Here is a 14,688-nt window from a genome sequence, read left to right on the forward strand (position 1 = left end):
TGTATACTTTTTTAAAACAAAATAATTATAGCTAATTATTTGAAATAAGCAATCACTTTTTGTCACTTTTATTGTAAAGTTTATGTAAAGTTTCAAGCTCTTACAAAACGTTGATATAACGGTCTTTATTCGCATTAACATTCCACCTTATTTCTCAATAACTGTCCGTATTCTATACCCCTTTAATGGGTGATATGTGAGTTGAACAGCGCCGACCATTTCAGTACTTAAATAAGGAACACTGTGTTGGTTTAATAAATCTAACACTTCGGCATGGGGATGACCGTACTGATTATTAACACCAGCTGAAATGAAGGCGAAGAACGGTTGAGTATGCGTCAGTAATTCTTCAGAAGTACTCGTATCACTCCCGTGATGAGCTACTTTTAGAATATCCGCTCGGATTTCTGGATAGGTCGCTAAGATTTTTGTTTCAATTCGCTTAGTCACGTCGCCTAAAGATAATACCGCGAGCCCTTCTATATCGATTTGAGTAATCAATGACGAATCATTGGATTCACTTTGCGAATATTTAATATCAGAGAGTGCTGGGCTATACAATGTCAGCGGAATAGTTGGATGTTTATAGCTTTCACCCATGTCTAGACTCACAACGGTATTAACTTTAACTTTAGCTGAAATCTCTTCCCAAATATTACTCTTCAAAGTATAATCACTGACCCATAACTCCTGAATTTTGATCGCGTGAGACAAAGCTTGTAAATTCCCAATGTGATCAATATCGGGATGGGTAATAATGACACCATCTAATTGATTCACACCTAGGGCTTTTAAAGCGGGGATTAAATTCCTCTCAGCAAAACTATGGTCGATATTCGATCCTTCCACTGGTTCCCAAAGTCGCTTACCGCCGGTATCAATCAACCAATTCCCCTGTTGATGACCTAATTGAAACAACATCGCATCTCCCTGCCCCACATCAATTATCGTTAATTTAACCGTCGGATCCAAATAGGGTACCCCAAACAAAATAATTAAATACATCAGCAAGAATACACCATAACTTAAAAATGAGCGAACATGGATGAACGCAATAAAAAACACAGCGACAAGTATAAGTAAATAAAAAATTACTGTCGTCTGCTTCCCGACTATCAGATTAAAGGAATGAAAGGCGTCAGATTGGCTTAACAGTTCATTAAGGAAGACAACACCTCTATCAAACAATGCACTCACTGTTTCTAAACCTGGGAGAGAAAATACAATCCATAAAGTCGTAAAAAAGACGAGCGGCATAATCAGATAATTAAAAACGACTGTAAACAAAATAACTATCACTATTTGAATTACATTCCATTCAAATGACGTCTGCATTATAATTGGCCAGGACAATAACAAGCAGGCAAAAGTCATTTCAATACTTTGAATGGCAGAATGTTTATTTGGGGTGGCTTGGTTATAACTCATCACAACAAAAGTCATCATAAAACTTAATGTATATCCTAACGATAAGACATTTAAAGGGTTAAAACAAATGAATAAAATCCCCACGATGGCAAGGCTATCTAAAGAAGCGATGGGTAAACGATACTTTGTTTTTAAAGAATTTAAGGCACTTGTAGATAAGACACGAATGACCCCAATGGGCCAACCGACTAACCACGTGTAAAGCCATAGCAAAACTGTCATTAAAATCTTCGCATATTCAATTGGTATGCCTAATCTGAGCAGTACATTATTTAACAAGCGTCTAATAAAATAAATATGAAAACCAGAGATTGCAAAGAAGTGTGCAACTCCTAAAGCAGTAAAGTTTTCTTTGTAGTGCCTATAAGTGTCGGAGTCAATATTGAAAAGCAGCTTATTATAAATCGCAATCCACTCATGATGGTTTAGTTTAATAAAGGTCTCCAATATCTTATATCTGAATGTATCTAATTTACCAACCAATGATGGGTCCGATTTAAGCTGATATATGTTAGTAATTTCAAATTCCCAGGCGATATTTTGGGTAGCTAAGTAAGCTTTATAATCAAATACATCAAAATTTCTAGCCTCATCCGGCTTTTCAAACTTACCTTCAACGAACCAAACAGTTGATTCTTCAAGTATGCTTTGAATTTCAGGTTCGTCACCTTCTAACCACTGAACAAAATTTACTCTTAAATCGATTTTCTCAGATTGATGAACGATTTGAACTTTCCCGTCACCACGGACTGAGTCCTCATCACTTTGTACATCAAAAGGATTCGTATATAAAATTGCTCGCATTTCTTGCGAGGCAATGGGTAATTCCTCGAGTTTTTGAAACTGAAATGTTTGAAAGAATGCATACCCAAGAACTAAAATAGATATGACAGTAACGGTTATGATTGTCTTCAGATTACCCAAACTAATTATTCTTAAGGCTATAAAGATAATAGGTAACATTAGCCAAAAACTAAAGTTATAAAAGGCCTGTAACAAGACATACATAAGCAGAAAAATAAAGGGCCATTCATATCGTATGTGTTGTAAATATTTTATCATGGCGAAACCGTAATAAGGTCAGTTAGGTTCTCGAATGTCTTCTCACCTATCCCAGAAACAGCCATAATATCTTCAATGGCAGCAAAGCTTCCATTCTCTTCTCTAAATTGAATAATTGCGGCTGCCTTTTTGGGTCCAATATTCGGGAGAGTCATCAACTCATCTACGGTGGCGGAATTTATATTTACTAGGCCAGGTATAATGTCATTAATTGAATTTGATCCTTCAATATAAGCCGTTTCAACTGACCTTGTTTCCGGTATCGTCTCTGCTTGTTCCAATTCTGAATAGCTATAAATGTATAACAACATCTGATCTTCAAGTATTTTCGCCTGGTTTAATGTTTCTGTGGCGGCTTCTTCAGTTAGTCCCCCTGCCATTTCTATCGCATCATAAACTCTACTTCCGATAGGCAAAGCATACATATCTGGTTTGGCAACTGCTCCTTTAATATCGACATAAAACACTTGCTGTTCATTATCTTCTGTTCGCTCTTCCGTCTGTTGCTTTAGCCCGGATATTGCTGCTAAATCCGTATTAACTTCGGTTTCTTGGGTTGATTCCGCCGAATGAGTTGAGTTACTTTCGAACAGTTTGACATAATCGGTTGACGATTGTTGGCTAGGTAAGATAGCCGATAATAAGACGATAACCAACACCGTCAATACTAATAACTTAAAAATATTCTGTTGAATGTGAGTCACGATTGTCTTAAAGGTCACATTTTGAAAATTCATATTATTCCTCCTAAATATTTGTCTATATATATATACAAAAAAAAAGCCGATTTTCATTTTTTAAAATGAAAATCGACCAAATTATTTTTTTATGACTTAATTTATTTGAATATTTACTTAGAATTAATTTTTTCGTGCATGGCTTCTTCAACATTTGGTGGTACCATATCACTGATATCCCCATCGAAAAAGGCAATTTCTTTAATAATCGTCGAACTTAAGTAGCGATACTGATCGGCAGCATATAATATCATCGTCTCTAACCCATCTACTTGTCGAGCATTCGCAGAAGCGATGGCGTACTCGTAATCTACATCCGTTGTATTACGTAAGCCTCTGATAAGCGCAGTCGCTTGTTTTTCTTCGTAATAATGAGCAATCAGCCCATCCTTTAAAGTATCCACTGTTACGTTACCAATATGTTTCACGCTGTCAACAACTAATTTAATTCGCTCATCAACCGTAAACAATGTTTTCTTATTTGTATTGATTGCGATTACGACAATGACTTCATCAAACAGTTTACTACTTCGTTCAATTAAATTTAAATGCCCTTTAGTTAAGGGATCAAACGTTCCAGCAAAAATACCAATCTTTGGTTTATTACTCAACACTATTTTCCTCACCTTCAAAGATATGGATGCGGGTTGCACCATAATCTTTTACTTTAATTAACCCATGACCTTCAATCCTATCTGGAAGGGTTACATCTGAATCTGTTTCACAGACAATGGTCGTTTGGTTATTAATGACTTTTAAATCCCAAAGCCATTGTATATCTTTTTCAATTTGTTGTTTGTGATATGGCGGATCTAGAAAGAGTAGTTTAAATGGCTCAGCCAATTGACTAGTTACATAGTTTCGTAAACTCTTATGATTATCACCTTTTAATAAAGTGAAGCGCTCTTCCTCTTTAGTCATCTTTAAGTTTTCGTTGATTGTCTCGATGGCTGGTCTGTGTTTCTCACACAGAACGGCAGAATCCATCCCTCTAGAAACAGCCTCAATGGCTAAAGCACCGCTTCCAGCATATAAATCTAAACAAATACCACCATCAAAGTACCCACCAATTAAATTAAACATACTTTCTTTAATTTTATCTGTTGTCGGCCGTGTATTTTGACCTGGGACGGCTTTTAGACGTCTACTTCCATAATTTCCTGATATTACTCGCATATATTACCACCAATTATCCATTATTCATTTTTTTGTTGCGAAGTGTTTCTGCAATTGACTCGATTAATGACTCTTCTTCATCCTCTACAGAAAAAGGACCCGATAAAGAATTGTCTGTTGAAGGTTCAATCGCATTTGCAAACGTCATGTCAATGTCATCTCGGTATGAATACTCGACTTCTCTGACAAAATAATAGTCATTCACTACTTTCTCAACTTTTTTTGCATCTTTTTTATTCACATACATAATCGCATACTTCATTCTACGACTATAGTAATGAATATAGCCATGCTTTCTTAATTCTTTAATCTGCTTTGTTGAATATAGCCAAATAACCAGCGCTTGTCTTTCAATCATATTAAATTCCATATTACTCCCCTTTCTGCTTAGAATAAACTAAGTTAATGTTTGGTTCTTTACCTTCTTCAATTATCATTCTTAAAGCCAGTCCAATCGCACTTAGCATTGCCATCATACTTGTTCCTCCATAACTAATAAATGGTAAAGTGACCCCAGTTAATGGCAGAATACTCACGACACCTCCGATATTAATCACGGATTGAACGAGTAGTAAAGAAGCAACACCTATTAGAACTGATTTACGGTATAACTCTGTACTTGCTGCCGCACGTTGGTAAATAATTACGATGAGGCTAAATAATAAACCTACCACAACTAACACACCAATTAAGCCAAGTTCTTCAGCGATATTTGCCAATATATAATCGGATTCAATGACCGGTAAAGCTCCTTGCTTCGATACACCTTCGCCTAATCCCATTCCAAACCAACCACCCCGACTAAATGCCATTAAGCCTTGGATGATTTGGTAACCTGAATCGGATGAATATCTGAATGGATCAATGAATGATGCAATCCGTTCAAACATATGGAAATCTGTTGAAACTAGCCAATCTCCAAATTGCCGACCAATGATTGTTAATAATAAATAACCAACAAATAAAACACTATAGGCTATAATGTTCCACTTTAAAGACCCTTTCGTCAACAGATAAATAAGTCCCAGAGTCGCTGATAAAATAATCAACATTCCTAGATCGGGTTGTAGGAAAATTAGCCCACAAGAAACTACTAATGTTGCAATAGCTACATTATTCACATTAAACCAGGAAGGAAGTTTCTGATTAGTCAGAATGACCTCCCTATCATAATACTTGATTAACCAACTAATCACTAGAATTCCAATGACTTTAACGAACTCACTTGGTTGAAAACTAACTCCAAATACGACAAACCAACTGGTTGCCCCCCAGACGCTTTCTTGAGTGGTCAAAGTATATATCAGTAAGACAATTAATATGACCATCATAAATAGAATGAGCCTGATATTTTTAAATAATTCAAAAGGTACAACAACCATTATACCGATGATGATGACACCAATAACAACTGAAAGACCTTGTGTCGTGATCGCCCTCATTGGGTTATCATACATTGTCGCACTAAAGACTGAAATCAACCCAATGACCACCAATAAAGTTGTAATTAAAACGATGGATTTGTCAATCAACCTGAAATTCTTTGCGATCTCTTTTTTTGAGAATGATTCTTTGAATAACTTTTTAAGCCTCATACTTTTTGAAGCATCATGATGTTCCTCATTGTTTGCCATCAAACGCCTCCTCATGGATAGATAATTACACTCAGTATACCACTTCAAAAAGTGTATTGAAAAGTGTATGATTTTTCATATAAGCTATTATAACATGTATCGCTTAATTAAAAATGACAATTTATTGAATCCTCAAATGCACTAACTACAATAATCAAATTTACAAGCAAAAAAATAGTGCCACTGAGATTTCTCTCAATGACACTATCAATTCAAACTTTAGTTTACGCGTTTAAACGTTCTACAACTTTCGACCAGTTAACAACTTTCCAGAAAGCTGATAAGTATTCTGGACGACGGTTTTGGTAGTTTAAGTAGTAAGCATGTTCCCATACGTCTACACCTAATAGTGGTTTTTTACCATCTGTAAGTGGGTTATCTTGGTTTGGAGTTCCAACAACTTCTAATGTTCCGTTGTTATCAACAAGCCATGCCCAACCAGATCCAAACTGACCTGCACCTGCTGCTTCAAATTTCTCTTTAAATGAATCTACTGATCCGAATGCATCTTCTAATTTTTCAGCTAATTCAGCAGGAACTTCATTATTATCTGAAGGTGCTTGTAAAGATTCCCAGAATAATGAATGGTTTAAGTGTCCCCCACCATTGTTACGTACAGCTGTACGTTTTTCTTCTGGAATATCGTTTAAGTTTGCAACAACATCTTCGATTGCTTTATCAGCAAACTCTGTTCCTTCTAATGCATCATTTAATTTTGTTACATATCCGCTGTGGTGTTTGCCATGATGAATTTCCTTTGTTTCCTTATCGATAACTGGTTCTAAAGCATCACTTGCATATGGTAAATTTGGTAAAGTAAAAGCCATAATTAAATTCCTCCTATATATTTCACATAATATATTCATATTACCATCTAAGAATGTAATCACAAAATAAAACGCTCACTAAATGTGAGCGTTTTACAAAATATTATTTCTTCTCTTTTTTAGATGCTTTTTCACGAGCACTTTTATCTAAGATTTGTTTACGTAAACGAATACTTTCTGGTGTTACTTCACAGTACTCATCTTCGTCCATGAATTGTAATGATTCTTCTAATGTTAAAATCTTAGGTTGTTTAATCACATTAGTTTGGTCTTTATTCGCTGAACGTACGTTAGTTTGTTGTTTAGCTTTTGTGATATTTACTGTTAAATCATTTTCACGGTTATGTTCCCCAATAATCATACCACCATAAACTTCAGTACCGGGCGTGATATAAATTTGTCCACGTTCTTCGATGTTCATAATACTATAAGTTGTCGCTTGACCAGAGTCTAGTGAAACTAGAGCACCGTTACGACGACGGCCGATTGATCCGCCTACAGCTGGTCTATACTCATCAAAAGTATGGTTCATAATTCCGTAACCACGTGTTAATGACATAAATTCTGTTGCGAAGCCTATTAATCCACGCGCTGGAACTAAGAAGATTAGACGCACTTGTCCGTTACCTGGGTTAATCATATCAGCCATTTCAGCTTTTCTTGTACCTAAAGCTTCAATGATTGATCCCATATATTCTTCTGGAGTATCAATTTGTAATCTTTCAAACGGTTCACTTGCGACACCGTCAATCTCACGAATGATTACTTCTGGTCTTGATACTTGGAATTCGTATCCTTCACGTCTCATGTTCTCAATTAAGATTGATAAGTGTAATTCCCCACGTCCTGATACAGTAAAGGCATCAGGTGAATCTGTCGGTTCTACGTTTAAAGAAACGTCAGTTTGTAATTCACGTGCTAATCTATCTTCAAGATTACGAGCTGTAACGTATTTACCTTCTCTACCTGCAAACGGCGAGTTATTCGTTAAGAACTTCATTTGTAATGTCGGCTCATCCACGTGTAGTAATGGCAGTGCAATTGGGTCAGTACTACTTGATACTGTTTCCCCAACAAAGATATCATCCATACCTGATAGAGCAATTAAGTCTCCACCAATGGCTTCGTTAATTTCAACTCTGTTTAAACCGAAGAAACCGAACATTTTTGATACACGGAAGTTTTTAGTGCTTCCATCTGTCTTCATTAATGTCACGCTATCTCCAACTTTGATTGTTCCTTGGAACACGCGCCCAATACCGATACGTCCAACGTAATCACTATAATCTAACATAGATACTTGGAATTGTAGGGGTTCGTCACGGTTGTCCACAGGCGCAGGTACATGTTCCAATACTTCATCAAAGATGGCATCCATATTATCTTCTTGATCTGCTGGATCACTTGACGTACTTGAAGTTCCGTTTAATGCTGACGCATATACAACTGGGAATTCAATTTGATCGTCATCGGCACCAAGTTCGATGAATAATTCTAAGACTTCATCTACAACTTCTTCAGGTCGTGCAGATGGTTTATCTATTTTGTTCACAACGACAACTGGAACTAACCCTTCATCCAAAGCACGTTTTAATACAAAACGAGTTTGTGGCATTGTTCCTTCATAGGCATCGACAACTAATACTACACCGTCGACCATTTTCATAATACGCTCTACTTCACCACCGAAGTCCGCGTGTCCTGGTGTATCCATGATATTTATGCGAGTCCCTTTATAATCCACTGCCGTATTTTTAGCTAAGATTGTAATTCCACGTTCTCTTTCAATATCATTGTTGTCCATCGCACGATCGTCAAGTTGTGTATGTCCATCTAAAGTGTCCGATTGTATTAACAATTCATTAACCAACGATGTTTTACCGTGGTCAACGTGAGCGATTATTGCGATGTTTCTTATATCATTACGTAATTCCATTATTTTATTCAATCCTTATCTATTTATGACTTAGCAATTCTAATGCCTCTTGATGCACATTCGGATGTGCAAATAATATTGGTGACCGAGTTAATATATCCGGTCGACTTCCATCTATTGTCGTTACTTTATATCCCATTGACTCGCATATAGCATAGCCAGCAGCAAAATCCCATGGTCGTAAACCTGCTGAGAAATACAGTGCTGCCTCTCCTCTAATTAAGCCAATGATTTCTATCGCAGCTGATCCATAGGATCTTGCGCCGAGTGAAACATTTAGTAAGGCTTTCATATTATACACGTTGTTGGAGAAAGATTCTACATTTCCGAGCACTAAAGATTCATTTAATTGAGATATTTTTATTGGTTCGAGCGGATGATTATTTAAGTAAACGTCTTCACCCACGATACCATAGTATAAATCACTATTCATTACATCATAAATATAACCAGCAACTGGTAAACCATCTTCAAAAATACCAATCATAATTCCAAAATGATTTTTAGCTTTAACAAAATTTAAAGTACCGTCAATGGGATCAATAACCCAAACAGTGCCTTTCGTATCATCAACAATATCCCCTTGTCCTTCTTCACCAATAATTTGGTGTGTTGGATAATATTCACGGATTTTATTAATAAAAAATCGTTCCGTTGCTTTATCCATCTCAGTGACTAAATCACTCGGACTTTTCTTCTCTTTTACTTGTAATTCACGTTCCAAAGAATATTTTAACGTTTCTGCAGCTTGCTCCATCCAAACTAAAATACGATGATGTAATTGATAGTCCACTTATTTTCTCCTTTGTTCAGTAGTTAAATTCATAATTTGTGCTTTTTTATTTAAATTCACTTCTTTTACTTTAGTTCCCATCAGTTGAACCGCTCTGTATATTGAATATCCACTTAACTCTTCGAATTTTTTTCCCATTTGTTTCTCTTGACTCTTACTTGGAACCACTTCTTTAAATTGCTTATAAGCTTTTTGGAATTTCTCATAGTGGATACCTTGTTCATACGTTGATTCAACTGCATTAAGAAAAGTGATGACCTGTATGATGTCTTCATTCGACCAATCTGGGTCGATCGGATATTGATAGTTTTTCAAATAGAATCTCCTTACTTTATTAAATTGCTATAAAATCGGCTTTAATTATCTGAATATAGTTCTGTTACAATCTCTAACACTTCATCATTAAATTTCTTTTGAATTGCTGTCACAGGGGTTTCGTTATTGATAATTAAGCTAGTATACACTTTTGGTGCATCTTCGATAGGAATCCTAATTAAGTGGTCTTGATTTCTGATAATAATATCTGTCATGAAACCAGCATAAATTCCTGAATCAATCATTGAATTAATTGTTTGAATTTCATTCGAATAACGAACTTTCTTTAGCTTTAGACTATTATCATTTACCCAATGATTCATAATTGTATTATGCGTATACCCATTACCTAACGTAATGAAGTCTAACTCTTCAAGTTCCTCTACTGAAAGATTCTTACGGTCTGCTATTTTATGATTTTTATTTACATAAATCGCAAACTCATGTTCTTCCATAGGAACTTGAGTTAACCATTTTTCCTCAAAAATAGGTCTTTCACTTGAAATAATAGCTGATGAAACTTGATTGTTTCGAATCATTTCAAACATCACTTCAGAACTTTCTTCCTCAATAAAATTCAATAACATACTATACTCAGCTAAATCTGGAAGAATCTTTGGTAAATAATAACCACCGATCGTCGGTAGGAAGCCAAACGATACTGTCTCTGCTTGCGAATTAATTATTTCTTGCTTCGTGCGGTCTAGTGTTTGTAATATCTCATGGGCAGATCTGTATAAGATTTCTCCGGATTCAGTTAATTGAACATTTTGAACGGCGCGGTTACGTTGGATGAGTGTTGTTTCAAAATTCTCCTCCAATCTCTTTAACGCTATAGAGATAGATGGTTGCGATACATAGAATGCTTCGGCAGTCTTAGTAAAGCTCAAACTTTCTGCTAAATGAATAAAGTATTTTAAATCTCTAATATTCATATATTATTCCTCGCTTCATAAATTATATTTATAGTTAATAATAAATTTGTATTATTTCTTTTTATATCAATATGGTATTATATTCCTATGAAACGCTTTCATATCTTATGGATTTTGCTCCATATTGATTATATCATAATTGAAAAGGATGACATACATGGATAAGTTAAAACAGTTATTTTGGCTACTCTTATTCTCTTATATTGGAGAAATATCGTCGCTAGTCATTTCGCCGTTTGTTGCAATTCCTGGTAGTGTTATCGGAATGGTCGTATTGTTCTTAGCTCTACATTTCAATATTTTACCGATTGAAAAAGTAGAGGACGTAGGAACTTGGCTGACTGATAACATGGCTTTCTTATTTATCCCAGCTGGGGTGGGATTAATGACTCAGTTCGAAGTACTGGGTGGGAACGTTTGGTGGCAGCTACTTATAATTTTATTTGTAACAACTGCATTAATGATGTGGTGTGTAGGTACAGTTGTTCAAAAACTGATCGAGAACCGACAGAACAAGGGGGCTAAAAAATGATAAGCAATTTAGTCGAAACACCTTTTTTTGGTTTTATGGTTTCTATTGGCTTTTATTTACTTGGAAGTATTCTTTATAAGCGGATTAAATTTCCACTTTTTAATCCTTTAGTATTCGCTATCATATGTATCATAATTATGTTACTTCTAACGAATGTGTCATATGAAACCTATAATGAGGGAGGAAGATATAAAAGTATCTGGGTTACTCCAGCTACGGTTGCCTTAGCAATCAAGCTAGAGAAAAACTTCAAGTACTTAAAAGAGAATTACCCAGCAATATTAATAGGGATTGTATCCGGTGTGGCATTCCATACTGTATTGATCATTCTGTTTAGCCTGTTGTTTAGATTCGACTACCCATTAGCAGCGACATTCTTACCTAAATCGGTAACGACTGCGATTGCAATTGGTATATCTGAATCTGTTGGCGGCTTAGTACCTTTAACTGTTGCCGTCGTGGTATTCACTGGTGTTGTGGGGGCTTTAATTGGACCTACTCTATTCAGAGTAGCTAATATTACTAATCCGGTAGCTCAAGGAATTGCTTTTGGTTCAAGTGCTCATGCTATGGGAACTTCAAAAGCGATTGAAGTTGGAGAAGTTCAAGGAGCAATGTCTGGTTTAGCGATTGTTGTCACTGGTATTGTTATTGTTGTGTTCGCACCTATCGGTGCTCAAATATTACAATTATTATTTTAATTAAAAAAGGAGAAGATTAATATGACTGAGGAAAACAAATATAATGCACCTCAAGAGGTAAAAGATTTAAATATTATTAATACGATCGAATTAGAGGACTTTGCTAAAGAAATCGTTCCTCATGGCGGGTTTGATTACATGGCTGGTGGATCTGGTGATGAGTTTACATTGCGTCGTAACGTTTCAGCATTTAACCAAAAAGGAATCTTACCTCGTATGGCAGCTGACGTTGAATTCCCTGATACACAAACAAAAATCTTTGGGCATGATTTAAAAGTACCATTCATTATGGCTCCAATCGCTGCTCACGGTTTAGCCCACGAGTCTAAAGAAGCCGGAACAGCGAAAGGAATTAGCGAATTTGGCGGAACAATTATGTCAATTAGTGCTTATTCAGGTGCTTCATTCGAAGAGATTGAAGAAGGTCTAGCAGGTAACCCACGTTGGTTCCAAATTTACATGAGTAAAGATGATGAATTAAACAAAAACATCTTAGACGAAGCAAAAGCAGACGGTGCATCAGCAATCATCCTAACTGCTGATGCCACAGTAAGTGGTAACCGTGACCGTGATACACGAAATAAATTTGTATACCCATTCGGTATGCCAATTGTTTCACGTTATTTGACTGGTTCAGGGGAAAACATGTCTCTAAACAATATTTACGGACAATCTAAACAAAAAATTGATTTAAAAGATATTCAATTCATTAAACATTACTCTGGCCTTCCAGTATTCTTAAAGGGTGTTCAAACTCCTGAAGATGCTATGGCAGCCATTGCTGTTGGTGTTGACGGAATTTGGGTTTCAAACCATGGTGGACGTCAACTAGATGGCGCTCCTGCTTCATTCGAAGTATTAGAAGAAATTGCTGAAGTAGTTGCTGGTCGTGTGCCAATCGTATTCGACAGTGGAATCCGTCGTGGAGAGCACATCTTCAAAGCGCTAGCAAGTGGTGCTGACATCGTTGCTGTCGGTCGTCCAGTATTATTCAGTTTAGCTTTAGGTGGATGGAAAGGCGTTAAGAGCGTATTCGAATACTTCGAAAACGATTTAAAACGTGTCATGCAACTTGCAGGAACACAAACAATCACTGACGTTAAAAATGCTCGCTTAAAAGATTTAAAATAATCACATGATAAAGGCCACACTAGAAAATTAAATCTAGTGTGGCTTATTTTTTTAATTATTTTTTTTCTGTAGTTAAGCGAGTAATAATTTCTGTATGTTCGGGATATTGTTCCAGCAGTACTTGTCGTTCAAATAATTCAAAGTCTTCAAATTTAAAGCCAGGACTCACCATACAACCTACAAGCGAATAACCGTCTTTCTCTTCAACCGTCGATCCAAAAATCGTATTTTTAGGTACGACCGCTTGAAGCACTTGGCCTTTTTCGATGTCCGTCCCTAAATAAACTTTTTGATACTCCCCTTCAGGAGTAATCATATGAACTGTTAATGGATTCCCATAATGATAGTACCAAATCTCATCAGAAGTTAAACGATGAAATCTGGACGGATTTGAATCAGTTAACAGAAAGTATATACTCGTATAAAGTGCCGTTGGAGATTGATTTTCTCTTTCAAACGTTTCGTCTGACTTTAAAACTTGATGAAAATAGCCACCCTCAGGATGGGCTTCCATATTATAATAATCAATCCAAGTTTGTTTTTTCTGCATAATTTACTCCTTTTCAAGTTAGAATCATCATTCTTTTTAGTATATCTTGTTACAATGAATGTATCAATGAAGAAAAGGAGCAAGATACAATGGATATGAATGAAATGACAAGAGAAGCTTTACTCCAAGACTCTAATGATACGGATTTAACGCAACATATTCGCGATTTAAGTCGTTTAGCTGATGATGGCATGACTTTACTTGATGATAAGAAAAGAGCAGAAACACGTCGTAATTTATCGCTTTTAAAGAATGTTATTATATAAGAAGCTCAACAGCTTAAAGGCACTGATAAAGCATCAATTTCTACTTTAGCCTCAAAATACATCACGACAATTCAAAATCTTTCACGGATTCTTTCGAAGGAAACAGAAGATTCTGATTTATATCAAACACTTAATCAGATTTATAAACCTCTTTACAAATTAATTAAATAAATATAAAAAAATATCCAGACCTGACTTTAGTAAGTAGGTTCTGGATATTTTTAAATATTTTTTGCCCTAACGTTAATCTTATTAATTGCTCGATTCAAAGCAATACGAGCACGACGGTGAGCAACCGTATCATTATTTGATAAGGCGGTTTCTAATTCTGCCTCAGCCTGTTGTTTCTCAATAAGTGCTTTCCCTTCGTCAATATCTCTTGAACGAATCGCATACGTCGCAGTAATTTCTACAACATTATCATGCATTTCGAGAATACCACCATTTATCGCAATATAGTTATCCGCCATCGATTTCTCACGTCGGCTCACTTTAATTGAACCAACCGTTAACGAGGTGATCACTGGAATATGATTGGGAAGTATCGTCATCTCTCCGTCTGTTGTCTTCACTACAACACCTCGTGAGTAGTGAGTATAAATTAATCCTTCAGGAGCATAAATATTCACTTGTAATAGTTCATGTTTTTTAGCCAATGTTACTTA

The 14,688-nt window shown here is 35.9% G+C and carries 17 protein-coding genes; 4 read left to right on the forward strand and 13 right to left on the reverse strand.

The annotated features are described in order from the left end of the window. Nucleotides 1–147 precede the first annotated feature (147 nt). From ACEN33_RS01210 to ACEN33_RS01260, 11 genes are all read right to left on the reverse strand, one after another. Complete coding sequence (locus ACEN33_RS01210) at nt 148–2,490, reverse strand: DNA internalization-related competence protein ComEC/Rec2 (RefSeq protein ID WP_407089159.1); 2,343 nt, start codon at nt 2,488–2,490, stop codon at nt 148–150. After that, nucleotides 2,487–3,227: a helix-hairpin-helix domain-containing protein gene (locus ACEN33_RS01215; RefSeq protein ID WP_407089160.1), complete on the reverse strand. Its 741-nt coding sequence runs from the start codon at nt 3,225–3,227 to the stop codon at nt 2,487–2,489. The genes ACEN33_RS01210 and ACEN33_RS01215 overlap by 4 nt, the downstream gene beginning before the upstream one ends. 113 nt (nt 3,228–3,340) lie before the next feature. Further along, nucleotides 3,341–3,838, reverse strand: a complete 498-nt coding sequence (gene coaD / locus ACEN33_RS01220) for a pantetheine-phosphate adenylyltransferase (RefSeq protein ID WP_407089161.1) — start codon at nt 3,836–3,838, stop codon at nt 3,341–3,343. After that, entirely contained in the window at nt 3,831–4,403 is a 573-nt protein-coding gene (gene rsmD / locus ACEN33_RS01225) for a 16S rRNA (guanine(966)-N(2))-methyltransferase RsmD (protein WP_407089162.1), read from the reverse strand. The genes coaD and rsmD overlap by 8 nt, the downstream gene beginning before the upstream one ends. 13 nt (nt 4,404–4,416) lie before the next feature. After that, complete coding sequence (locus ACEN33_RS01230; RefSeq protein ID WP_407089163.1) at nt 4,417–4,773, reverse strand: YlbG family protein; 357 nt, start codon at nt 4,771–4,773, stop codon at nt 4,417–4,419. Between the two features lies 1 nt (nt 4,774). Continuing rightward, nucleotides 4,775–6,037: an FtsW/RodA/SpoVE family cell cycle protein gene (locus ACEN33_RS01235; RefSeq protein WP_407094410.1), complete on the reverse strand. Its 1,263-nt coding sequence runs from the start codon at nt 6,035–6,037 to the stop codon at nt 4,775–4,777. Between the two features lie 224 nt (nt 6,038–6,261). Beyond that, the gene (locus tag ACEN33_RS01240) at nt 6,262–6,864 is read right to left on the reverse strand and encodes a superoxide dismutase (RefSeq protein ID WP_407094411.1); all 603 of its coding nucleotides are present in this window, start codon (nt 6,862–6,864) and stop codon (nt 6,262–6,264) included. Between the two features lie 103 nt (nt 6,865–6,967). Next, complete coding sequence (gene typA / locus ACEN33_RS01245) at nt 6,968–8,800, reverse strand: translational GTPase TypA (protein ID WP_407089266.1); 1,833 nt, start codon at nt 8,798–8,800, stop codon at nt 6,968–6,970. A gap of 19 nt (nt 8,801–8,819) precedes the next feature. Then, nucleotides 8,820–9,593 carry an inositol monophosphatase family protein gene (locus ACEN33_RS01250; protein ID WP_407089166.1) on the reverse strand — a complete coding sequence of 258 codons (774 nt, stop codon included), beginning with the start codon at nt 9,591–9,593 and terminating at the stop codon, nt 8,820–8,822. Then, nucleotides 9,594–9,908 carry a UPF0223 family protein gene (locus ACEN33_RS01255; RefSeq protein ID WP_407089167.1) on the reverse strand — a complete coding sequence of 105 codons (315 nt, stop codon included), beginning with the start codon at nt 9,906–9,908 and terminating at the stop codon, nt 9,594–9,596. Between the two features lie 41 nt (nt 9,909–9,949). Continuing rightward, entirely contained in the window at nt 9,950–10,843 is an 894-nt protein-coding gene (locus ACEN33_RS01260; protein ID WP_407089168.1) for a LysR family transcriptional regulator, read from the reverse strand. A 157-nt stretch (nt 10,844–11,000) separates the two neighbouring features. Here ACEN33_RS01260 and ACEN33_RS01265 point away from each other — a divergent pair, with 157 nt between their 5' ends. From ACEN33_RS01265 to ACEN33_RS01275, 3 genes are read left to right on the forward strand one after another with little or no spacing between them, the layout of a single operon-like run. Then, nucleotides 11,001–11,375: a CidA/LrgA family protein gene (locus tag ACEN33_RS01265; RefSeq protein ID WP_407089169.1), complete on the forward strand. Its 375-nt coding sequence runs from the start codon at nt 11,001–11,003 to the stop codon at nt 11,373–11,375. Then, entirely contained in the window at nt 11,372–12,076 is a 705-nt protein-coding gene (locus ACEN33_RS01270; RefSeq protein ID WP_407089170.1) for an LrgB family protein, read from the forward strand. The genes ACEN33_RS01265 and ACEN33_RS01270 overlap by 4 nt, the downstream gene beginning before the upstream one ends. 21 nt (nt 12,077–12,097) lie before the next feature. Next, the gene (locus tag ACEN33_RS01275) at nt 12,098–13,207 is read left to right on the forward strand and encodes an alpha-hydroxy-acid oxidizing protein (RefSeq protein ID WP_407089171.1); all 1,110 of its coding nucleotides are present in this window, start codon (nt 12,098–12,100) and stop codon (nt 13,205–13,207) included. Nucleotides 13,208–13,262: 55 nt separating this feature from the next. Here the strand turns inward: ACEN33_RS01275 and ACEN33_RS01280 are convergent, their stop codons facing one another. Then, complete coding sequence (locus ACEN33_RS01280) at nt 13,263–13,757, reverse strand: cupin domain-containing protein (protein WP_407089172.1); 495 nt, start codon at nt 13,755–13,757, stop codon at nt 13,263–13,265. A gap of 89 nt (nt 13,758–13,846) precedes the next feature. Here ACEN33_RS01280 and ACEN33_RS01285 point away from each other — a divergent pair, with 89 nt between their 5' ends. Continuing rightward, entirely contained in the window at nt 13,847–14,023 is a 177-nt protein-coding gene (locus ACEN33_RS01285) for a hypothetical protein (protein WP_407089173.1), read from the forward strand. A gap of 221 nt (nt 14,024–14,244) precedes the next feature. Here the strand turns inward: ACEN33_RS01285 and atpC are convergent, their stop codons facing one another. Further along, complete coding sequence (gene atpC, locus ACEN33_RS01290) at nt 14,245–14,679, reverse strand: ATP synthase F1 subunit epsilon (RefSeq protein WP_407089174.1); 435 nt, start codon at nt 14,677–14,679, stop codon at nt 14,245–14,247. Nucleotides 14,680–14,688 lie beyond the last annotated feature (9 nt).

The sequence above is a fragment of the Ruoffia sp. FAM 24228 genome (genome assembly GCF_045528575.1).
GTDB lineage: Bacteria > Bacillota > Bacilli > Lactobacillales > Aerococcaceae > Ruoffia > Ruoffia halotolerans.